This is a genomic window from Nonomuraea spiralis (assembly GCF_014648435.1).
GTDB lineage: Bacteria > Actinomycetota > Actinomycetes > Streptosporangiales > Streptosporangiaceae > Nonomuraea > Nonomuraea spiralis.
Genome location: NZ_BMRC01000019.1, coordinates 55410 through 76418 on the forward strand (window position 1 = coordinate 55410; position 21009 = coordinate 76418).

A 21009-nucleotide genomic window follows, 5' to 3' on the forward strand; every position below is an offset into this window, starting at 1 on the left:
GACGCCGGTCACTCTTTACCGTGACCGGCATGGCCACTTCCATCAAGAAGATCGTCGCCGCGAGCCTGATCGGCACCACCATCGAGTGGTACGACTTCTTCCTGTACGGCTCGGCAGCCGCACTCGTGTTCAACAAGCTCTTCTTCCCCGAGTCCGATCCCCTGACCGGCACGCTGCTGTCGTTCCTCACCTACGCCGTCGGATTCGTCGCCCGCCCGCTCGGCGGCCTGGTCTTCGGCCACTTCGGCGACCGGCTGGGCCGCAAGACCCTGCTGGTGGTCAGCCTGCTGATGATGGGCGCCGCCACGTTCCTGATCGGCTGCCTGCCGACGTACGCCACGCTCGGGTCGTCGGCGGCGCTGCTGCTGACGGCGCTCCGGCTCGTGCAGGGCTTCGCGCTCGGCGGCGAGTGGGGCGGGGCGGTGCTGATCGTCTCCGAGCACGGCGACACGAACCGGCGCGGCTTCTGGGCCTCCTGGCCGCAGGCGGGCGCCCCCGGCGGGAACCTGCTGGCCACCGGCGTGCTGGCGGTGCTGGCCGCCTGGCAGTCCGACGAGGCGTTCCTGTCGTGGGGCTGGCGGGTCCCGTTCCTGCTGTCGGGCGTGCTGGTGATGGTCGGGTTGTGGATCCGGCTGACGATCAGCGAGTCGCCGCTGTTCCAGCAGGCCCAGCAGGCCCAGCAGGCCCAGCCGGAGCCGGTCGCGCCGATCGTGGGCGTGTTGCGGCACCACTGGAAGGACGTGCTCGTCGCCATCGGCGCCCGCCTGGCCGAGAACATCTCGTTCTACCTGCTGACCGTGTTCGTCATCACGTACGCGAAGAACGCCAAGATCGACAACTCGACGGTCCTGAACGCGGTGCTGCTCGCCTCGGCCATCCACTTCGTCACGATCCCGATGTGGGGCGCGTTGTCGGACCGGATCGGCCGCCGCCCGGTCTACCTGGTCGGGGCCGCCGGCATCGGCGTGTGGATCTTCGCCTTCTTCCCGCTGGTGGACACCGGCAACTTCCTGGCGATCGCCCTCGCGATCACCGTCGGCCTGCTCTTCCACGGCATGATGTACGGCCCGCAGGCGGCCTTCTTCTCCGAGCTGTTCGGCACCAGGATGCGCTACACCGGCGTGTCGATCGGCGCCCAGCTCTCCGCGATCGTGGCCGGCGCGCTGGCCCCGCTCATCGCGGTCGCGCTGCTGAAGAGCTATTCCAGCAGCGTGCCCATCTCGGCGTACCTTGGCGTGGCTGCGGTGCTCACGCTGATCGCCGTCTACACCGCCCGCGAGACCCAGGGACACGACCTGGCCGAGAGGATGCACGTGCGATGAAGGTCACCACCCCCCGCCTCACGCAGCACGTACTGACCGTGGAAGGCCGGACGTCCGGCGAGCCCGTGCTGTTCGTGCACGGCAACGTCTCCTCCGGCGCGTTCTGGCGCGACAGCATGGCCGCGCTGCCCGGCGGCTACCGTCCGCTCGCCCCCGACCTGCGCGGCTTCGGCGACACCGACCCCGAGCCCGTGGACGCCACGAGGGGCCTGCGCGACTTCTCCGACGACCTGATCGAGCTGGCCGAGGCGCTCGGCCTCGACGGACTGCACCTGGTCGGCTGGAGCCTCGGCGGCGGCGTCGTCCTTCAGCTCCTGCGCGACCGTCCGGCGCTGGTCAGGAGCGTCACGCTGGTCAACCCGATCTCCCCGTACGGCTTCGGCGGCACCGAGGGCCCCGACGGCACGCTCACCCACCCCGACGGCACGGGCTCGGGCGCCGGGGCCGCGAACCCCGACTTCGTGGCCCGCCTGAAGGCCGGTGACCTGTCCGGCGACTCCCCCACCTCGCCGCGCAACGTGCTGCGCTCCGGCTACGTCAAGCACCCCGAGATCCCCGACGAGGACTTCTACCTGCGGTCCATGCTCACCACCCGCGTGGGCGAGGCCAACTACCCTGGCGACGCCGCAGGATCGCCGGCCTGGCCGGGCGTGGCCCCCGGCAAGCACGGCGTGCTCAACGCCTGCGCCCCCACCCACTTCCACCTCGACGACCTGCACGAGATCGGCCCCAGGCCGCCCGTCCTGTGGATCAGGGGCGCCGACGACGTGATCGTCTCCGACACCTCGCTGTTCGACCTGGCCCACCTGGGCGCGATCGGCGTCGTGCCCGGCTCCCCCGGCACCCCGGCCCAGCCGATGGTGACGCAGACCAGGGCGGTCCTCGACCGCTACGGCCGCTACCGCGAGGTCGTGCTGGACGACTGCGGCCACAGCCCGCACCTGGAACGGCCCGCCGAGTTCCGCCGCCTGCTGGCCGAGCACGTACGGGAGGCGTGATGTTCGTCGCCCTCACCCTGGTGGCGAGCCTGCTGACCGCCCCCGCCGCGTACGAGCTGTCCGTGCCCGGCGCGGAGAAGCTGGTCAGCGCCAGGCTTGACGACCTGACCACGGCCGGCACCACGCTCACCGGCCACACCGACCCCGCCGACTGGGCCGGCCTGCACTCCAAGGCCACCGTCAACCCGACGGGCGTGCCCGGCACGCAGCTCGACGGCTACTTCCCCGACACCTCCACCGGCAACGCCACGCACGGCTGGAACCACGACTCCCAGTTCGTCATCAGGCTCCCCGACCGCTGGAACGGCGGCCTGGTCGTCAGCGGCACCCCCGGCAACCGGGAGCAGTACGCCAACGACTACACGATCTCCGACTGGGTCCTGTCCAAGGGCTACGCGTTCGCCGCCACCGACAAGGGCAACGTCGGCGTGACCTTCCACGAGGACGGCCGCCGCCCCGGCGACGCCGTCGCCGAGTGGAACGAGCGTGTCACCCAGCTCGCCGTGGCCGCCAAGTCCGTCGTCAGGCAGCGGTACGGCCGGGGGCCCGCCCGTACGTTCATGGCCGGCATCTCCAACGGCGGCTACCTGGTCAGGTGGCAGCTGGAGAACCGCGGATGGCTCTACGACGGCGGCGTGGACTGGGAGGGCACCCTCTTCCGCGTCAAGGGCGACAACCTGCTGAACTTCCTGCCGGCGGCGCTCAAGGCATATCCCGACGAGGCGGGCGTTCGGGCGGCCGGGTTCACGCCCGGGTCGGAGTTCCTGTGGCCCTTCCACCGGCAGTACTACTGGGAGCTGACCCAGCAGCTCTACCAGAAGGAGCTGGACCCGTCGTACACGGGCGCGGCGGCCGACTACGACTACGACGCGCGCAAGCCGTACGCCGCCATGGCCAGGATCGGGCTGACCGGCAGGATCACCAAGCCGCTGATCACGATCCACGGGACGCTCGACTCGCTGCTGCCGATCTCCCGCGACTCCGACGTCTACGCCCGGATGGTCGGCCCCCACCGGCCCTTCCGCTACCACCGGATCGAGGGCGGCAACCACCTCGACAGCCTCGTCGACGTCTACCCCGACCGGCTCAGACCCATGCTCCCGGCCTTCAGGGACGCCTTCGAGGAGCTGGAGGGCTGGGTCACTCCTTGAGGTAGCGATGCCTGCCCGCGCGCGCCCAGCGCACCATGTGCCGCGCCCCGGGCAGGCGCCTGCCGATGCGGTGCAGCACGGTGTCGCGTCCCATGGGCGAGCGGCGCGGGAGGTCGGCCGCGACGGCCGGGCGCGTCTCCACCCGTCCCCGTCGCACCCGCAGGCCGAACCGCAGCCCGATCTCCTCCTCCGCCGTACGCAGCGACGAGAGCCAGGCGCCGGGCCCGAGGTGGTCCTCGCCCGGCAGGTGCCGCTTGACCGGGACCTTGGCGACGAGCTGCCCGGCGAGCTTGCCCGGCACGCCGGGCTCGACCAGCGCGGGGGCGCACACCTCGCGTTCCCGGCGTCCGGTGCTGCGCAGCACCAGCTCCAGGGGCGGCCCGCCGCTCGGCGGCACGTACGGCACCGGCAGCACGACGTACACATGGCCGTCGAGCTGGCGGACGGTCACCCCCGGCGACACCAGCGCGATCGACTCCGAGAACGAACGCGGCTCGACGGCGAGCCCCAGCTCCCCCTTGTCGGTCCAGCACGGCACCACCAGCCGCATCCGCGGCCGCTGCGCCAGCACGCCCAGGCAGTTGAGCGGGCCCTCGGCGCGGCCGACCCGGCTCCTGGCCTGGTTGGCGCCGCTGAACATGCGGACGTGCACCTCCCACTGCCCCGGGCTCAGCGGCCGGCCGAGCGCCGCGTTGGTCACGTCCAGCCGGGCCTCGCCCCTGATCTGTACGCGGATGCGGCGGCGGCCGTCGGGCAGGCGCTCGACGGCCTGGTTCATCGGCAGGAAGTGCACCACGCCGGTCTGGGTGTGCCGGACGTAGACGTCCACGCGGGCCCGTTCGACATCGGAGGTGATGTCGGTGACGTCGTTCGGCAGCAGTTTGCCGTCGATCGAGCGCGGCGGGTTCCAGTGCACGCGCTCGCCGTCCACCCGGTACCGGTCGGGCAGGCCGTCGCCGGACAGCACCTCCACCGTCAGGCCGATCACCAGGATGTGGGCGTCCCAACGCATCTCGGTCAGCTCGGCGCTCAGGCCCGCGCGTTTGGAGGAGTTGGACAACATCACGATCTGGTCCAGGCGTCCCTGCCTGACGAACGCGGCCACCGCCCGGAGCTGGACCGGCAGGTAGCGGTCCGCCCGCTCCGGGAATCGCTCGGTGATCAGCTCCTGCACGAGCCGGAAGTGCATGCCCCGGTCGACGGAGGAGTCGGCGAACCTGGCGGTCAGCAACGGCCTGAGCGCGGCGGAACGGAGCCAGTAGGCGTACATGCGGTCGCGCTGGCGGCCGGCGCCGACGTAGGTGTCGATGTCGGTGAGCAGCGTGCTCAGCCCGGTCACGATGGCCCTGGGCTCCTCCTCGACCGCCTCGGGCCGCGGGCCGATATGGCAGCAGACGTCCTCGGCCAGCACGGCGATGACCTTGGCGTGCAGGTACGCCCGCATCACGAACGTCTGCTCGGCCAGCCGGCCACCGGGTACGGCGAAGCCCAGCTCGTGCTCCTCCAGGAAGGCCCGGCGGTAGAGCTGCTGCGGGAGGAGCAGGCTCATCAGGCGGTCGCGCAGGATGTCGGCACGGGCCGTGCTGTGTTCGAAGGCCACCATCGGCGGCCCGTAGTCGCGGGCCAGCCGGCCGATCAGCACGTCGGCGTCGGTCTCGACCGCGCGCTCGTGCATGCGGGCCAGCGCGTCGCGCTCCAGCAGGTCGGTCTGGTCGAGGAAGAAGACGTAGTCGCCCTCGGCCGCGGCCAGGCCCAGGTTGCGGCCGCGCGACGCCGAACCCGTGTGCGGCAGGTGCAGCACGCGGACGTTCTCGCGCAGATCGGCGATGGTGTCCAGCCGTTCCCCGATCCCGTCGGTGGACCCGTCGTCCACGAAGATCACTTCGCGGTCGGCGGCGGGGAGCGTCTGCTCCAGCGCGGAGCGGATGCACGCGTCCGCGGTGTCACCCGGGTTGTGGACATTGATGATCACACTGACCTTCGCACCCATGCGGCCAGCGTGCGCCGCGCATACACGATCGGGTGAGACGGCTTGCCGATTACAGAAGGAAAGTTGACCTGTTAGTACCATCCCGTGGACTGTGAGTGGCCCCACGCTCCACAGGGTGTGCCGTAGCGGCCCTTGATGTACCCGAGCCCCCATGCGATCTGGGTGGTGGCATTGGTCTGCCAGTCGCCGCCCGCGCTGGCCATCTTGCTCCCCGGCAGGGCCTGCGGGATGCCGTACGCGCCGGAGTAGCGGTTCATGGCCCGCTCGTTCCAGCCGCTCTCCTTCTGCCAGAGGCGTTCCAGGCAGCCCCACTGGTCCGCGCCCCAGCCCCGGGCGGCGAGCATCGACTTGGCGACGCCCTTGTTGGTGCCCGGCGAGGGGTTGCTGCCCGGCGGGAAGTTGGCCGGCGGGAAGCCGCTGCCGCCCGGCGCCTTCTTCGGCACGACCCAGTCGAGCTTCTTGCCCCCGGGGCGGTCCTTCTTGAGCTGGTCGGCCCGGTACGCCTGCTCGGCGGCGTTCTTCAACGCGTCGTTCTCGGGGTCGGGGGCGAACAGGTCGCCTCCGGCGAGGGCGCCGAGCTGCTCGGGCGTGAAGGAATCGACCGGCGGCTTGCTGGCGTTGTCGACGGCGCGGTAGGCGACGTAGCCGCCACCGCCCACGACGACCACCAGGGACACGACGGCGACGGCGATGCGCTTGGGGGTGAAACGCGAAGGCCGGCGCGCCGAGCGAAGGTCATCCTTCGTGGGGCGCTCACTCAACTGCGGACCGGGGCTCACGATCCATGAGCTTGCCCTGTCATAGGGGGTGGTCCGCAACCGGATCGCGGTATTCGGTTGACGTTCTCTTGGCCAACCAGCAGGTAACGACCTTTTTCACCAAAAATTGTGAAATTGGTCACAGGGGGAGGCGCGCCTCCCTTCGAGCGCCCGCACCGAAGGGAGGCCGCTTTCAGGGTTCCGCCCCATCTTCGGGATTCGATCCGCACCGGGTCACAGTTTGATGACACAACCCGGGTATACGGGACATGGAATAATAATGTGCGCGTGGCCGGCATCCTTCTTGTAGAAGACGACCCCTCCGTGCGCACAGCCTTGGAGCTGGCGTTGACGCGGCAGGGACACTCCGTCACGTCCTATGCGACGGGCGAGGAGGCTCTGGACCACATCCGGGCGCGCCGCCCCGAGATCGCGATCCTCGACGTCATGCTCCCCGGTATCGACGGCGTCGAGGTCTGCCGCCGCATCCGCAAGCTCGACCAGCTCCCGGTCATCCTGCTCACCGCCCGCGGTGACGACCTCGACGTCGTGGTCGGCCTGGAGGCGGGCGCGGACGACTACGTGGTCAAGCCGGTCGAGCCCAGGGTGCTCGACGCGCGCATCCGGGCCATCCTGCGCAGGGCCGAGTCCGCCACCTCCGACCGCATCACCTTCGGCGATCTCGTGATCGACCGGGGGGCGCTCAAGGTGACGCTGGCCAGCAAGGAGATCCACCTGACGCCGACCGAGCTGCGGCTGCTGCTGGAGCTGGTCCGGCATCCCGGCCAGGTGCTCAACCGCCGCTACCTGCTGCGGGTCGTCTGGGACCACACGCACGTCGCGGACTCGCGGCTGGTCGACGCCTGCGTCCAGCGCGTACGCGCCAAGATCGAGCCGAGGCCGGCCGAGCCCGTCTTCATCCACACCGTGCGCGGCTTCGGCTACCGCTTCAGCCCTCCGTGATCCCGCTGCCCACCGGGTTGCGGGCGCGCCTGGTCATCACGTTCACCCTCGTCGCGGTCACCGCGTCGGTGCTGGTCGCCACCATCGGCTTCGAGCTGGCCAAGACCGCGCTCGTCACCCGCGCCGAGACGACCTCGCTCGACCTGGTGACCCGGGAGCTCGGCCGGATCACCTTCCCCGTCGGCAAGCTCAGGCCGGGCGAGGCCGCGCCGTCCATGAAGGAGCTGGACCAGGTCGTCCGCACGCTGTCCAGCCCCGGACGCAGCGTCCTGGTCGAGTACGGCAACCTGCTGTCCGCCGACGGCCCGATGACCATGAAGGACGTCCCCAACGAGCTGTACGGCCGGGCCAAGCAGAACGTCGTCACCCAGCGGAAGGTGATCGGCAACGAGCTGTGGCTCGTCGTCGGCGCCGAGGTCCACCGGTACGAGCCCGGCACCGGCCCCGAGGCCACCGGCCTGCGCGCGTTCGTGTTCTTCCCGCTGCACGACGAGGAGAGCCAGCTCGCCACGCTGCGCAGCACGCTCACCCAGGGCGGCACGGTCATCGTCCTGATCGCGCTGGTCGTGGCGCTGCTGTCGGCCCGGCAGGTGCTGCTGCCCGTACGGCGGCTCAGCGCCGCGGCGCAGGCGCTCGGCCAGGGCCGCCTGGACACCCGTCTGCCGGTGCACGGCGGGGACGAGCTGGCCGAGCTGACCTCCAGGTTCAACGACGCGGCGGCGGCGCTGGAGCTCAGCGTGTCCGAGCTGCGCTCGCTGGAGGCGATGTCGCGCCGGTTCGTGGCCGACGTCTCGCACGAGCTGCGCACGCCGCTCACCGCCATGACCGCCGTGGCCGACATGCTCTCGGAGGAGGCCAACCGGCTGCCCGACGCGCCCGCGGAGGCCGTACGGCTGGTGTTGCGGGAGATCGGGCGCCTGCGCGAGCTGGTCGAGCACCTGATCGAGGTCAGCAGGTTCGACGCGGGCACCGCCACGCTCAACGTGGAGCCCGTGAACGTGGCCGACGCCATCCTCGACTGCCTGGAGGTGCGCGGCTGGAGCGACAAGGTGGACGTGACCGCCTCGCAGGGCTTGACCGTCAACCTCGATCCGAGGAGGTTCGACGTCATTGTGGCCAACCTGGTCGGCAACGCGCTCAAGCACGGCCTGCCGCCGGTGGAGGTCACTGCCAGAGGCACCGAGAACGGCCTGGAGGTGAAGGTGCGGGACCACGGCAAGGGCATCCCCACCGAGGCGCTGCCCCACGTCTTCGACCGGTTCTTCAAGGCCGGCGCGGGCCGGGCCCGCAGTCAGGGCAGCGGCCTCGGCCTGGCCATCGCGCGGGCCAACGTGCACCTGCACGGCGGCACGATCTCCGTACGCGCCCAGCAACCCGGCACCCTGTTCACGGTCTGGCTGCCGCACCAATGAGAGCGCCACGGCTCCTCTGCGCCGCCGCGGCGCTGCTGGCCGCGGCGGCCTGCGGCATCTCGACGACCGACGTCCAGACCAAGGGGGCCGCCCCCACCATCAAGCTGCCGCCGCCCTCGAAGACCATCTACCTGATCAGGAACAAGGAGCTCACGCTCGAACCCGCCGACGTCGAGACCGACACCGTGGGCAGCCTGCTCGGCGCCCTGTTCGCCGCCTCCGACGAGCCGCTCGGCGACCGCACCACCGAGCTGCGCGGCCTGGAGTACGTCGGCATGAAGGACTCGCTCGACCCCGTGCAGCGCGACGAGAAGCAACTCCCGCGCACGTCCACGCTGACCGTCTACTTCAAGGGCGACCGGCCGCTGAGCAGGCTCGGCAAGGCCCAGATCGTCTGCACCGCGCAGCAGGACTCCGCGTTCGAGCAGGTCAAGATCGTCCGGGAGAACGACGGCCGCCCCTCCAAGGCGGAGGGACGGCCGTACACCTGCCCCGAGCTCAAGTAGGCCCGCCGCGGCTCACATCGTGATGTCCTCCAGCATCTCCGTCACCAGGGCGGCGATCGGGGAACGCTCGGACCTGGTGAGCGTGACGTGCGCGAAGAGCGGGTGGCCCTTCAGCTTCTCCACCACGGCCACCACGCCGTCGTGCCGGCCGACCCGCAGGTTGTCACGCTGGGCGACGTCGTGCGTGAGCACCACCCGGGAGTTGGCCCCGATCCGGCTCAGCACCGTGAGCAGCACCCCGCGCTCCAGCGACTGGGCCTCGTCCACGATCACGAACGCGTCGTGCAGCGACCGGCCGCGGATGTGCGTCAGCGGGAGCACCTCCAGCATGCCCCGGTCGAGCACCTCCTCGATCACCTCGGGCGAGGTGATCGCGCCGAGCGTGTCGTAGACCGCCTGCGCCCACGGGCCCATCTTCTCGCCCTCGGTGCCCGGCAGGTAGCCGAGCTCCTGGCCGCCGACGGCGTACAGGGGGCGGAAGACGACGACCTTGCGGTGCTGGCGGCGCTCCAGGACGGCCTCCAGGCCCGCGCAGAGCGCCAGCGCGGACTTGCCGGTGCCGGCCCGGCCGCCCAGCGACACGATGCCGATCTCGGGGTCCATGAGCAGGTCCAGCGCGATGCGCTGCTCGGCCGAGCGGCCGTGCAGGCCGAAGACCTCGCGGTCGCCGCGGACCAGCCGTACGGACTTGTCCGGCGCGACCCTGCCGAGCGCGGACCCCTTCGCCGACAACAACCGCAGGCCGGTGTGCGCCGGGAGTTCCCTTCCCTCCTCCAGGTCCGCAGTGCCCTTGTCGAAGAGCGTCTCGACGTCCTCGGCCGTCACCTGCAGCTCGGCCATCCCGGTCCAGCCGGACTCGACCACCAGCTCGGCGCGGTACTCCTCGGCCGCCAGGCCGATCGAGGCCGCCTTGACCCGCATGGGCAGGTCTTTGGAGACGAGGACGACGTCACAGCCCTCGGCCGCGAGCGAGCGCGCGACCGTCAGGATGCGCGTGTCGTTGTCGCCCAGGCGGAACCCGACGGGCAGGATGGACGGATCGCTGTGGTTGAGCTCAACCCTGATCGTGCCATCCCCCGTCGGCATCGGCTCGTCGAGCCTGCCGTGCTGAACCCGCAGGTCGTCGAGGTAGCGCAGGGCCTTCCTCGCGAAGTAGCCGAGCTCGGGATGGTGTCGTTTGCCTTCCAGCTCCGTGATGACCACGATGGGAAGGACGACGTCGTGCTCGGCGAAGCGCGTCAATGCCGCCGGGTCGGCCAGCAGAACTGAGGTGTCCAGCACATACGTGCGCTTGGCCGACTGGTGAGTAGGGTTGCTCGAGGACACTGCCACACGTTCTCCCCCGGGTGCCCATAGGTGCGGGCACCCTGCAGACGAGGTGGGAACCGGACCGGACCCGCGTCCCCGACCGCTACCTGCCGGCGGAGCCGGACTCCGGCCCCCCTTGGCAGATGTCGATGCAAAGGCGGGCCCTCTCCGGGATGCCCGGCCTGTGGCCGGACACTTCCAACGTTACGTCTTGGATACCCGAATGTCGCATCAAGAACCGTAACGTCGGTGTCTCGCAGCGTAATCGCGCAGCGCCCGCAGGAAATCGACCCTGCGGAAGTCCGGCCAGTAAGCCTCGTGGAAGTAGAACTCTGAGTGAGCGCTCTGCCACAACATGAATCCGGACAGACGTTGCTCGCCCGACGTACGGATGAGGAGGTCCGGGTCGGGTTGGCCGCGAGTGTAGAGATGCTCCGCGATGTGTTCGACATCGAGCACCTCGACGAGGTCCTCGATGCTGGCGCCCTTACTCGCATGCTCCTGGAGGAGTGAGCGCACCGCATCGGCAATCTCACGTCTTCCTCCATACCCAACTGCAACGTTCACAATCAGGCCCGGACGGTGTGATGACGCTTCTTTTGCGTTTTTTAGGACATTGGCCGTTCGGGCCGGGAGGAGGTCGAGCGCGCCCACCGGGCTGATCCGCCAGCCCTCGGCCACGAGCTCCTGGACCACGTCCTCGATGATGCCCAGCAGCGGCTCCAGCTCTTCCCTGGGCCGGTTGAGGTTGTCGTTGGACAACATCCATACGGTGACGACCTCGACGCCCGTCTCGCGGCACCAGCCGAGCAGCTCGGATATCTTGTCCGCGCCCTTGCGGTGGCCGGTGGCCACGTCGCGCATGCCCATGGCGCGCGCCCAGCGGCGGTTGCCGTCAATGATGACCCCGACATGCCGGGGAACGCCGTCCTTGGACAGCTTGGTCTCCAGCCGGTGCTCGTACAGCCGGTAGACCAGGTCGCGCAGGCCCACGGAGTGCCTCCCCAGCGGTGCTGTGCCTTTGGTCGAATGACCCAACAGGCAATTATCACCGCGTTTCGCCCGTGCCTGCTCCCCCAATGGGATTCCTGGCGAGATCTCTTCCGCCCAGACAACCCTCGGCCTCATGAACCAGCTCGCGGACGAACTCGGACAACTCCGCCGACGTCAGGACGGCCCGCATGCCCACCCCGCCGGACCCCCACGCCTCCACGTAGGCCCTGCGGGTCAGCCGCCACTGGCCGGGCGCGGGCTGCCAGATGGGGATGGTGCGCAACTGGCAGCGCAGCTCGCCGCCGCCCACCAGACCCGAGCGGGTGCGGTAGCGGAAGGAGAACAACTCGCTCTCCGGCTCCTCGTCGGGGAAACGGTCGTCGGGATCGACCCACCGCCTGGCCGCCCCCCTTCCCTGCCGGGCCTCGTCGACGCCGCGCGCCAGGCGCGCGAGCAGCCAGCCGCACCGCTCCCCCACGCTCCCGTACGGCGTGCCGTCGCGATGAAGCTCAAGGGTGATCTCGTACGGCGTGCCGACGGTGTCCGTGCACGCGACAGGCGTGACGGTCAGGTATGACCCATCGACACAGCGTAGTCCCCCCACGCCCTTCCCCGTTTCCGGCCCTAACTCAGCTAAACCCGTAGAAACCCTCGGCCGTGCCGCCGAGGACGCGGTCCCTGTCGGTTCCGGCCAGCAGCGCGCCGGTGACCTCCCAGACCGTGCGGTAGTCGGCCGCGAGCAGGGCCACCGGCCAGTCGCTGCCGGCCATCAGGCGGTCCGGGCCGAACCGCTCGACCGCGTGCTCGACGTACGGCCGCAGGTCCTCCACCGTCCAGTCGCGGTGGTCGGCCTCGGTGACCAGGCCGGAGACCTTGGCGTACACGTTGGGGCAGCGGGCCGCGCGGGCCAATTGGGCGGCCCACGGCTCCCACTGACGGTCCTTGATGCGCGGCTTGGAGAGGTGGTCGATGACGATCTTCAGGGACGGGTGCCGCTCGGCCAGCGTGACCACGTGGTCGAGGTGCCGGGGCAGGAGCGAGACCACGTCGAACGTCAGCCCGGCGGACGCGAGCAGGCCCAGCGACTCCAGCACCTCGTCCCGGACCAGCCAGTCGGGGTCGGGCTCGTCGTGGATCAGGTGGCGGACGCCGCGAAACTTCGGATGTCTGGCGTACCGGGCGATCGCCTCGGCGGTCTCGTCCGGGCGTGGCAGCGGGACCCAGCCGACCACCGCGCCGACGAAGTCGTGGGCGTCCGCCAGGGCCAGCAGGGCGTCGGTCTCGGCGTAGGAGTCGGCGGCCTGCACCAGCACCGTACGGTCCACTCCGGCCCGTTCCAGCTCGGGTCGCAGGTCCTCGGGCCGGTAGGTCCGGTAGAGCACGCCCGCGTCGGGGGTGAGCCAGGGGTAGTCGCCGGTTTCGAGGTCCCAGAAGTGCTGATGCGCGTCGACAATCACCCACCAAACCTAGGATGTCTGGATATTTCAGAGCAAGGGGTGCCAACCGTGCTCGCGCCAGCCCGGCGGCTGGTGCCACTCCGTCCACCCGAAACCGGTGGCGCCGTCGTCGGACTCCAGCGCGCACATCGCCCTCGGGAACGTGGCCACCGCCCCTTCGGGCGACACCAGCGTGACCGGGGCGAACGCGACCGGCCGCACGGTCACCGCGCGCCCGGGGAAGCTCAGCAGCGTCTCGGCAGGGCGGTCGCCGTCGAACCGGGTGCCGGCCGTGAACCCGCCGGCGTGCTCGATCTCGCCGCCCGGCGGCACCGTGAACGCCGGCCACGGCAGCGGCATACCCAGGTTGACCTGCGTGCCGTGCAGGTGGGTGCCGTCGGAGAGGCGGCCGCTGCTCCACGTCCAGGAGATCGTCCACCAGTCCCTGACGCCCCAGCTGTGGTCGCGCTCGCCGTGGCCTTGGAAGGGGCGGCCGTCGACGGTCCCTGTCACCTCGCAGGGGACCTCGTAGCGGGGGGTGAGCTGGTAGCCGTACACGCCGCCGCGGGTGTGCCATTCGAGGTCGAGCGACAGCCCGGGGGCGGCCAGGCGCAGCCGTACGGTCCGGAGGGGGTCGCTCGTGGTCAGGTCGGCCTCGTAGGCGTCGCCCGACAGTGTCAGGCCGGTCGGCGGGGCCTCGTGGTCGGTGATCTCCACCAGGCCGCCGTCCCGCCTGACCAGCCGGGCCCAGAACCAGGTGCGCTTCCAGTTGGGATAGAGCCCGATGCGGACGTATCCGCCCAGCTCGCCGTCGTCGGTGACGAAGTCGAGGTAGTACGACTCGTTCCACAGCGGGTCGTCGCCCGGCTCGTGGAGCTGCTCGTCCTCCTCGGAGAGGGGCCACTCGCCCATGTTGACGATCCGCACGCCGTACCGCCTCCCAAGCGCTTGCTACGAGCAGCTTAGCCGCGATCCCGGCGGAACAGGCGGGTCCACCGACGCGGTTTCCCGGCCGGCATGAGACCGCGGGCGCCCAGCCAGGCGGCGAAGTCGTCGGCGTCGGCCCGGTAACCGGGCGGCGGAACGGTACGGGCCGCCGCGTACGCGGCGAACTCCGCGGCCAGGGCGGGCCCCGCGGCACGGGCGGCGTCCGGGCGCAGCCTGGCCACCACACCGCGCCGCTTGGCCACCAGGGCGGCCGCCTGCACGCCGAGCCGTCCCGCGTCGAAGCCCTCGGGCGGGGGCGCCCCGGCCACCAGGCTCGCGACGACCCGGCCCTGGGCCCGTGCCAGCCGCGCCCGCGCGTCCTCACTCATCACGCCCGCCCACGGCCTGCCCGGACGGGGACATCGCGGCCCGGACCCGCGCCAGCTCCTCGGTCAGGACGGCGTCGCTCGGATAGTCGTCGTCCCACTCCAGCAGCACCCCGGGCGGCGTGGTCCGGGCGCACAACTCGGCCAGCAGGCCGAGAACGGGCGGCGGCACGGCCGCGGCGTGCGTGTCGTGCCAGATCCCGTGGTGCTCGTGCCCGCCGGCCACGTGCACGTACGCCAGATGCTCCAGCGGGAGCGTGTCCAGCGCCTCCATGGCCGACAGCCCCAGGTTGACCTGGTTGGTGTGGAGATTGGCCACGTCCACCAACAGGCCGGCCCCCGTACGCTCCACGACCTCGGCCAGGAAGCGGGCCTCGGTCAGCTCGTCGTCCGGCCAGCCGAAGATCGCGGCCACGTTCTCCAGGGCCAGCGGCACGGGCAGCGCCTCCTGGGCCAGCCGCACGTTCTCCACGACGATCTCCAGCGACTCCCGCGTACGCGGGACGGGAAGCAGGTGCCCCGCCTCCATGCCGCCCCCGCGGACGAACGCCAGGTGCTCGCTGACCAGCGGCGAGCCCAGAGCCCGCGCGCAGGCCGCGAGGTGGGCCAGCCGGGCCGGGTCCGGCGGCTCGGCGCCGCCGACGCCGAGCGAGACGCCGTGCGGGATCACCGGCACGCCCCTGGCGCGCAGCACGCGCAGCGACTCGGGCAGGTCGCCGGGGTCGATGTTCTCGGCGACCACCTCGACGAACCCGACACCCGCCATCCGCTCGATCGTCAGGTCGAGCTCCGGCCGCCAGCCGATGCCCACACCCAGGTCCGGCATGTCAGCTCCCCCCGCCGCCGCAGCCGCCCCCGCAGCCGCCGCCTCCGCAACCGCTCCCGCCGCCGCATCCCGGCGCGCCGCAACCACCGCCGTGCCCGCCCGCGCTCTCCGACTGGACGTGGCCGCCCGGTCCGCTGCGCCGCCGCCCGCGCAGCAGCGTCAGGTCGGGGGAACCGTTGATCGCCAGGGTCAGGTTGGCATCGTTCAGCTCGCCGAGGCCGTACAGCGCGACGGCCACCGGGCCTCCGGACGTGCCCGGCGGGTGGTCCAGCTTGGCCCGGTCGAGCGCGGCCTGTCCGGCAGCGGTCAGGTCGGTCGGGAACGAGCGCCGGTGTCCGGCGATGGCGGTCGGCGCGCCCACGACCGTCCCGGCCAGGACGCCGAGCGCGGCCAGGGGAAGCGGGGACGTGCCCTCGGCGGCCACCGACAGCGCCTCCACGACCGCCCCGGCGAGGGCCAGCACCGCCAGCACCCGTAACCGGACGATCAGCCGGTCGACCTGGATGAAGGAGCCGGTGGGGTGGATCGCGCCGATCCTGCCCAGCCGGTGCCTGAGCTCGTCCAGGGTCTCGCCCTGGCTCACGCGATGCCTGATCGTGCTGGCCCAGTCTCCGGGGGAGCGCTCGACCTCGGCCAGGACGGCGTCCTCGACCGGCTCGCCGGTGCTCTGCGCGCCGGCCACCTGGTGCACCCGTCCGTCGCGGGACACGCGTACGGCCCCTGACGCGGCCAGCAGCCCGACGGCGGTCTCGGCGGCGCGACGCGCGCCGCCCGCCAGGAAGGCCAGCTCGTAGGGGCCGAGATCGTGCGGCCTGGGTTCGGTGGCCGCGCCCCGGATGGCGATGTGCTCGCGCCGGACCGCGAGAACCGTGACGGTTGCCGTCACGGCCAGCGCCACCGCGAGGATGAGAAGGAACAGATCCATACGCCCTCCCCTCGTACGGCCCGACGGGCCGCGTACCGGGAAGACGTATAAGACGGGCATAAAGGTTCCGGGCGCTCAGGACGCCCGTGCGCGGTGCGGCGGCCAGCACCGCCGCACCGCGGGCGCCCGCTCAGCCGAGCCGGTCGAGCAGGGCGTCGTACTCGTCCCACAACTCCTTCGGCAGGTGGTCGCCGAACTTCTCGAAGTGGGCCGGGATCAGCGCCGCCTCCTCGCGCCACACGTCGCGGTCGACCGACAGCAGCGTGCGCAGGTCCTCGGCGGACAGGTCGAGGCCCTTGGTGTCGAGCTCGGCCGGCAGCAGGCCGATCGCCGTGGGGATCGCCTTGGCCTCGCCGTTGAGGCGGTCGACGATCCACTTGAGCACGCGGCTGTTCTCGCCGAAGCCGGGCCAGATGAACGCGCCCTCGTCGTTCTTCCTGAACCAGTTGACGTAGTAGATGCGCGGCAGCTTGGCGCCCTTGACCCGGCCGACCTTGAGCCAGTGCCCGAAGTAGTCGCCCATGTTGTAACCGCAGAACGGCAACATGGCGAACGGGTCGTAGCGCAGCTCGCCCACCTTGCCCTCGGCCGCGGCGGTCTTCTCGGAGGCGACGTTGGCTCCGAGAAAGACGCCGTGCTCCCAGCTCAGCGACTCCGTGACCAGAGGCACGGCGGTGGCGCGGCGGCCACCGAAGAGAATCGCCGAGATGGGCACGCCCTTGGGGTCCTGCCATTCCGGTGCGATGGTCGGGCACTGGGAGGCGGGAGTGGTGAAGCGGGCGTTCGGGTGGGCGGCGGGCTCGTCGCTGTCGGGCGTCCAGGAGCGGCCCTTCCAGTCGGTCAGGTGCGCCGGGGGCTCCTCGGTGAGCCCCTCCCACCACACGTCCCCGTCGTCGGTCAGGGCGACGTTGGTGAAGATGCTGTTGCCCCAGAGGGTCCTGATCGCGTTGGCGTTGGTCACCTCGCCGGTGCCGGGCGCGACGCCGAAGAAGCCGGCCTCGGGGTTGATGGCGTACAGGCGGCCGTCGTCGCCGAAGCGCATCCAGGCGATGTCGTCGCCGATCGTCTCGACCTTCCAGCCCGGGATCGTGGGCTGGAGCATGGCGAGGTTCGTCTTGCCGCACGCGCTCGGGAAGGCGGCCGCCACGTAGCGGGTCTCGCCGGCGGGCGGCGTGAGCTTGAGGATGAGCATGTGCTCGGCCAGCCAGCCCTCGTCGCGGGCCATGACGCTGGCGATGCGCAGCGCGTAGCACTTCTTGCCGAGCAGGGCGTTGCCGCCGTAGCCGGAGCCGTAGGACCAGATCTCGCGGGTCTCCGGGAAGTGGCTGATGTACTTGGTCGAGCTGCACGGCCAGGCCACGTCCGGACGGCCCGGCTCCAGCGGCGCGCCGACGGAGTGGACCGCCTTGACGAAGTCGCCCCGCTGCTCGATCAGGCGCAGGGCCCGGTCGCCCATTCGGGTCATGATCCGCATGGACACGGCGACGTACGCGGAGTCGGTGATCTCGACGCCGAGCTGCGAGATCTCCCCGCCGAGCGGGCCCATGCAGAACGGGACGACGTACATCGTGCGCCCGCGCATGCAGCCCTGGAACAGCTCGCCGAACGTCTCGCGCATCCGCGCTGGAGCGATCCAGTTGTTGGTGGGCCCCGCGTCCTCCTCGCGCTCGGAGCAGATGTAGGTACGGTCCTCCACCCGGGCCACGTCGCTGGGATCGGACTTGGCGTAGAAGCTGTTGGGGCGGGCGGCGAGCCGGGTGAGCGTGCCCTGCTCCACGAGGAGGTTGGTCAGGCGCGTCCACTCCTCCTCCGAACCGTCGCACCACTCGATCCGGTCGGGCTGGGTCAGGGCTGCGATCTCGTTCACCCACGCAACCAATTCGCGATTGCTCGTCGGCGCGGGCACTTCCACGGAAACGGACACGACTGTGACTCCTCCACTCTCTCAGGGCCCAAACATCATTGACGACGAAGGCGCATGAAAGCCAATTGGCATAGACCTATTGGCGCGACCGTCGCCGCAGGCAGCGGCCCTGACGATCCGGGGAGCCTACCCAAGTCTCCGGGATTTAAAAGAAGGATTTCCGGCCAGTGGTCCAGGCCAATTCCCGTGGTCTAAACCAATTACCGAAGTGGTTTAGTCCAATTCCCGGAGCCGTTTCCGCCCGGTCTTCTCATGAATTGACGTCGGGGCCCGCGCTGCGCACCCTGTCCACATGCTGGAGCGCGTCGCGCAGCTCGGCCAGCCAGGTGTCGGTGTTCTTGCCGACCAGGCGTACGCACCAGGCGAGCGCGTCGCTGCGACTCCTCGCCACCCCCGCGGCCACGAGCGTGTCGAGCACCTGACGCTCCGACTGGCGCAGTCGCGTCATCACGGGCACGGACAGTGTGGTGAACATCACAGTCTCACCCCCGCACCGCACGCCCCAGGAGACCTTCTGGCGGAAGCGGCGCTCGGCCTCGCGCGCGATCTCGATGCGCCGCTCCCGCGTCTCCTCCCTGAACCTGCGGGCCAGCCCCTCGATCAGGGCGGCGCGCTCGGCCTCGGGGGTGTCGGCGGGCGGGTCGGGCAGCGTGCCGAGCACCGCGATCTCCTCGCGGTCCCGGACGATCTCGGGGGTCTCGACGAACCAGCCCTCGGGGAGCCGGCCGGTGAACCAGCCGCGGACCTGCGCGGTCACTTCATCTGTTGACATGTAATCACGATTACACAGTTGCGCGCGAAATGCACGAGCCGAACCGCGGATTCTGCTCAGGGGTTGCCTCAGCGGACGCGGGCGGCCACGACCGGGCTGACCCGGACGACGCCGGCCAGGTTCCGGGTGTTCAGCGGGGAGATCTTGACGACGTCACCGGTACGGGGTGCCTGCAACACCTTGCCGTCGCCCCAGTAGATCGCCACATGCGAGATGTAGGCCGGATTCGTCGGGTCGTTGCGCCAGAAGATCAGATCACCGGGCTGCGCCTGGGCCAGCGGCACCTGCGGCCCGGCCACCCACTGCTGGTGCGTCACCCGCGGCATCCGTACGCCCGCCTGCGCGTACGCCCACTGCACCAGCCCCGAGCAGTCGAACGTGTCGGGCCCCTCGGCCCCCCACACGTACGGGCGGCCCAGCTTGGACACCGCGGCCTTCAGCGCCGCCGTGAGCTGCTCCACGGTCATGAACGACCCGGATGGCCACTTCTGGGGGTTGGCGGTCTGGGCGCGCGGCTGGACGGGGTTGACGGTGGCCACCTGCGTGCCCTTGGGCATCGCGGCGAGGATGGCCCTGCGCAGCGCGTCGGAGTTGGTGCTCGGGGCGCTGACGATGAGCGCGTTGTCGCGCGGGAGGCGCAGCCTGCGCCCGGTCTCCTTGGACACGACCGCGTCGACCGCGCCGAACCCGGTGGTCGCGTACGCGCCGATGCGCAGCGGCCCGGCCGGGCCGCTCACACGGCTGTGCAGCGCGAGCCCGCCGTCGTTGCCCAGCACGAACGAGACCGCCACGTCACCGGAGGCCACGTTCTGCCACAGGGCGTCGGAGGAGGCGGTCACCTTGGGGGTGTAGGACCGGAAGGTGGACGGGTTGACCGCGAGCGTCTGCACCCGTTTGCCGTCGAGCGAGATCGAGGCCGCGTCGGCCAGCTCAAGCGCCCGTACACCGCGCAGCTTGGCGACCTTCCGCAGCAACTCCTCCGTGAACGGCTTGCGCGTGAGCACGAAGAGGTTGGGTTTGTGCAGCTTGCCGAGCGGCGACACCGGCTGAGCGGTACGGGCCTGCGCCAGGAGCGTCTGCTCCGGCACCGGCCGCGCCCGCACCACGTCGGCCGGCGGCGCCTGCTCCCCCGTCTGGACCAGCACCAGCACGTCGGTGGTCAGCACGGCCACGAGCGTCACCACGATGAACGGGATGAGCCTGGATAAGTCTCGCCGCTTCCGCGTCTTCACCAGGAAGCCGAGATCCTGCGCGATTCCGGGCGAACGCGAAAACGCCGCCGGGCCGACGTGGGCCCGGCGGTCAGGATCTGCGGGGGTCAGTTGCCGATGTACGGCACAGCCTCAAGGATCTCGACGGTGTTCTGGCGGCCGTTGGGCATCGAGTACGTCGCCTTCTCACCGATCTTCTTGCCGTTGATCGCCGAGCCGAGCGGCGACTTGGGCGAGTAGACGTCGATCGGAGCTCCGCTCTCCTCGCGGGAGGCGAGCAGGAAGGTGACCTCGTCGTCGTCGCCGACGAACCGGATCGTCACGGTCATGCCGGGGCCGACCACGCCCTCGGCCTTGGGGGCCTCGCCAACCTTGGCGTTGTCGATGATCTGGCGGAGGTGGAAGATCCGGGCCTCCATCTTGCCCTGCTCGTCCTTGGCTGCGTGGTAGCCGCCGTTCTCCTTCAGGTCGCCCTCTTCACGGGCGGCTTCGATCTTCTTGGCGATGTCGACGCGCCCGGGGCCAGAGAGATATTCGTACTCCGCCTTCAGGCGGTCGTACGCCTCCTGCGTCAGCCATGTGACGTTCTCATCGCGAGAGTCGGCCACGGGTTCTCCTTGCTTGCCTAGGGGGCCCTGAGATCAGTTGAGGATGCGGATGGTTGAATTGCGAAAGGCTAACAACTCAGCCGACCGGACGCTTCCCCAAATGTCTCACTATACGAGATTGCAGTACTGGATGTGGACGGAAGTGGCCTGACCACTGGTGTCCAGGCTCTCCTTGAGCTGCTTACTACCCTCACCAGCCGGGATTCTTACTTCCTTGCTACCGACTTCCGCGTGGTAGACGTCCAGTGCCCTGATCCGGCAGACGGCCACTCTATCGTCGGGCTTGTACACCTCGAACGTGATCTCCGCGCGTCCGGGCGCGTCGACGTTGAACGCGACGACCTGCGACGGGGCCTCCGAGCCGCCCGAGGTCATCGACCACATCACGTAGCCCCATCCACCTGCGACGATGGCCACCAGCACGCCGATCACGACATGCACGACCAGCCGGCCGCCTCTCTTCGGACGGTCGGGGAAGTCGTCGGGTGTGCCGAGAACGGGTCCGTTCCCGACATCTTCGGTGACCATGGCGGAATCTCCCTGCACTCCCTGAGCGTTATCCGAGACAATTGTCGCCCGCGGGGGGCGTGCCC

At 70.5% G+C, this 21009-nt stretch carries 21 protein-coding genes; 6 read left to right on the plus strand and 15 right to left on the minus strand.

What is annotated here, in order from left to right; genetic code table 11:
- The first annotated feature begins 29 nt into the window (after positions 1 to 29).
- Genes IEZ27_RS36165 through IEZ27_RS36175 form a run of 3 tightly spaced genes read left to right on the plus strand, consistent with a single transcriptional unit; the run spans position 30 to position 3471 of the window.
- The gene (locus IEZ27_RS36165) at positions 30 to 1322 is read left to right on the plus strand and encodes an MFS transporter (protein WP_189651385.1); all 1293 of its coding nucleotides are present in this window, start codon (positions 30 to 32) and stop codon (positions 1320 to 1322) included.
- Positions 1319 to 2320: an alpha/beta fold hydrolase gene (locus IEZ27_RS36170; protein ID WP_189651386.1), complete on the plus strand. Its 1002-nt coding sequence runs from the start codon at positions 1319 to 1321 to the stop codon at positions 2318 to 2320. The genes IEZ27_RS36165 and IEZ27_RS36170 overlap by 4 nt, the downstream gene beginning before the upstream one ends.
- Positions 2320 to 3471: an alpha/beta hydrolase family protein gene (locus tag IEZ27_RS36175; RefSeq protein WP_189651387.1), complete on the plus strand. Its 1152-nt coding sequence runs from the start codon at positions 2320 to 2322 to the stop codon at positions 3469 to 3471. Before IEZ27_RS36170 ends, IEZ27_RS36175 begins: the two co-directional genes overlap by 1 nt.
- Here the strand turns inward: IEZ27_RS36175 and IEZ27_RS36180 are convergent.
- Together IEZ27_RS36180 and IEZ27_RS36185 are read right to left on the minus strand one after the other, a co-directional pair.
- Entirely contained in the window at positions 3461 to 5461 is a 2001-nt protein-coding gene (locus IEZ27_RS36180; RefSeq protein ID WP_189651388.1) for a glycosyltransferase family 2 protein, read from the minus strand. The two genes, IEZ27_RS36175 and IEZ27_RS36180, sit on opposite strands and share 11 nt — an antisense overlap.
- A 71-nt stretch (positions 5462 to 5532) precedes the next feature.
- Entirely contained in the window at positions 5533 to 6222 is a 690-nt protein-coding gene (locus IEZ27_RS36185) for an aggregation-promoting factor C-terminal-like domain-containing protein (protein ID WP_229824659.1), read from the minus strand.
- 285 nt (positions 6223 to 6507) lie between these two features.
- Between IEZ27_RS36185 and IEZ27_RS36190 the strand changes: the two genes are divergently transcribed.
- Genes IEZ27_RS36190 through IEZ27_RS36200 form a run of 3 tightly spaced genes read left to right on the plus strand, consistent with a single transcriptional unit; the run spans position 6508 to position 9100 of the window.
- On the plus strand, positions 6508 to 7182 hold the full coding sequence (locus tag IEZ27_RS36190; protein ID WP_125636689.1) for a response regulator transcription factor: 675 nt from the start codon (positions 6508 to 6510) through the stop codon (positions 7180 to 7182).
- Positions 7179 to 8594, plus strand: a complete 1416-nt coding sequence (locus tag IEZ27_RS36195) for a sensor histidine kinase (RefSeq protein WP_189651389.1) — start codon at positions 7179 to 7181, stop codon at positions 8592 to 8594. The genes IEZ27_RS36190 and IEZ27_RS36195 overlap by 4 nt, the downstream gene beginning before the upstream one ends.
- Positions 8591 to 9100, plus strand: coding sequence for a hypothetical protein (locus tag IEZ27_RS36200; RefSeq protein ID WP_189651390.1), 510 nt, complete (start codon positions 8591 to 8593; stop codon positions 9098 to 9100). Before IEZ27_RS36195 ends, IEZ27_RS36200 begins: the two co-directional genes overlap by 4 nt.
- Positions 9101 to 9112: 12 nt before the next feature.
- Here the strand turns inward: IEZ27_RS36200 and IEZ27_RS36205 are convergent, their stop codons facing one another.
- From IEZ27_RS36205 to IEZ27_RS36265, 13 genes are all read right to left on the minus strand, one after another.
- Positions 9113 to 10381 (minus strand): PhoH family protein, encoded by a 1269-nt coding sequence (locus IEZ27_RS36205; protein ID WP_125636873.1) that lies wholly within the window; start codon positions 10379 to 10381, stop codon positions 9113 to 9115.
- Between the two features lie 258 nt (positions 10382 to 10639).
- A complete protein-coding gene (locus IEZ27_RS36210; protein WP_189651391.1) occupies positions 10640 to 11401 on the minus strand; it encodes an isoprenyl transferase in 762 nt (253 codons plus the stop codon).
- Positions 11402 to 11456: 55 nt separating this feature from the next.
- Positions 11457 to 12005 (minus strand): hypothetical protein, encoded by a 549-nt coding sequence (locus IEZ27_RS36215; RefSeq protein ID WP_125636685.1) that lies wholly within the window; start codon positions 12003 to 12005, stop codon positions 11457 to 11459.
- A gap of 25 nt (positions 12006 to 12030) precedes the next feature.
- The gene (locus tag IEZ27_RS36220; RefSeq protein WP_189651392.1) at positions 12031 to 12858 is read right to left on the minus strand and encodes an amidohydrolase family protein; all 828 of its coding nucleotides are present in this window, start codon (positions 12856 to 12858) and stop codon (positions 12031 to 12033) included.
- 27 nt (positions 12859 to 12885) lie between these two features.
- A complete protein-coding gene (locus tag IEZ27_RS36225) occupies positions 12886 to 13764 on the minus strand; it encodes a DUF7064 domain-containing protein (RefSeq protein ID WP_189651393.1) in 879 nt (292 codons plus the stop codon).
- 35 nt (positions 13765 to 13799) lie between these two features.
- A complete protein-coding gene (locus tag IEZ27_RS36230) occupies positions 13800 to 14153 on the minus strand; it encodes a hypothetical protein (RefSeq protein ID WP_189651394.1) in 354 nt (117 codons plus the stop codon).
- Positions 14146 to 14976, minus strand: a complete 831-nt coding sequence (locus tag IEZ27_RS36235; RefSeq protein WP_189651395.1) for a DUF692 domain-containing protein — start codon at positions 14974 to 14976, stop codon at positions 14146 to 14148. Before IEZ27_RS36235 ends, IEZ27_RS36230 begins: the two co-directional genes overlap by 8 nt.
- Before the next feature lies 1 nt (position 14977).
- A complete protein-coding gene (locus IEZ27_RS36240) occupies positions 14978 to 15901 on the minus strand; it encodes a TIGR04222 domain-containing membrane protein (protein ID WP_189651396.1) in 924 nt (307 codons plus the stop codon).
- Between the two features lie 130 nt (positions 15902 to 16031).
- Complete coding sequence (locus IEZ27_RS36245) at positions 16032 to 17825, minus strand: phosphoenolpyruvate carboxykinase (GTP) (protein ID WP_189651397.1); 1794 nt, start codon at positions 17823 to 17825, stop codon at positions 16032 to 16034.
- Positions 17826 to 18075: 250 nt separating this feature from the next.
- The gene (locus tag IEZ27_RS36250; protein ID WP_189651398.1) at positions 18076 to 18597 is read right to left on the minus strand and encodes a hypothetical protein; all 522 of its coding nucleotides are present in this window, start codon (positions 18595 to 18597) and stop codon (positions 18076 to 18078) included.
- 68 nt (positions 18598 to 18665) lie between these two features.
- On the minus strand, positions 18666 to 19829 hold the full coding sequence (locus tag IEZ27_RS36255; protein WP_229824661.1) for a C40 family peptidase: 1164 nt from the start codon (positions 19827 to 19829) through the stop codon (positions 18666 to 18668).
- Positions 19830 to 19915: 86 nt separating this feature from the next.
- Positions 19916 to 20416 carry a transcription elongation factor GreA gene (gene greA / locus IEZ27_RS36260; protein WP_125636677.1) on the minus strand — a complete coding sequence of 167 codons (501 nt, stop codon included), beginning with the start codon at positions 20414 to 20416 and terminating at the stop codon, positions 19916 to 19918.
- Between the two features lie 108 nt (positions 20417 to 20524).
- Positions 20525 to 20944: a DUF4307 domain-containing protein gene (locus tag IEZ27_RS36265; protein ID WP_189651399.1), complete on the minus strand. Its 420-nt coding sequence runs from the start codon at positions 20942 to 20944 to the stop codon at positions 20525 to 20527.
- Positions 20945 to 21009 lie beyond the last annotated feature (65 nt).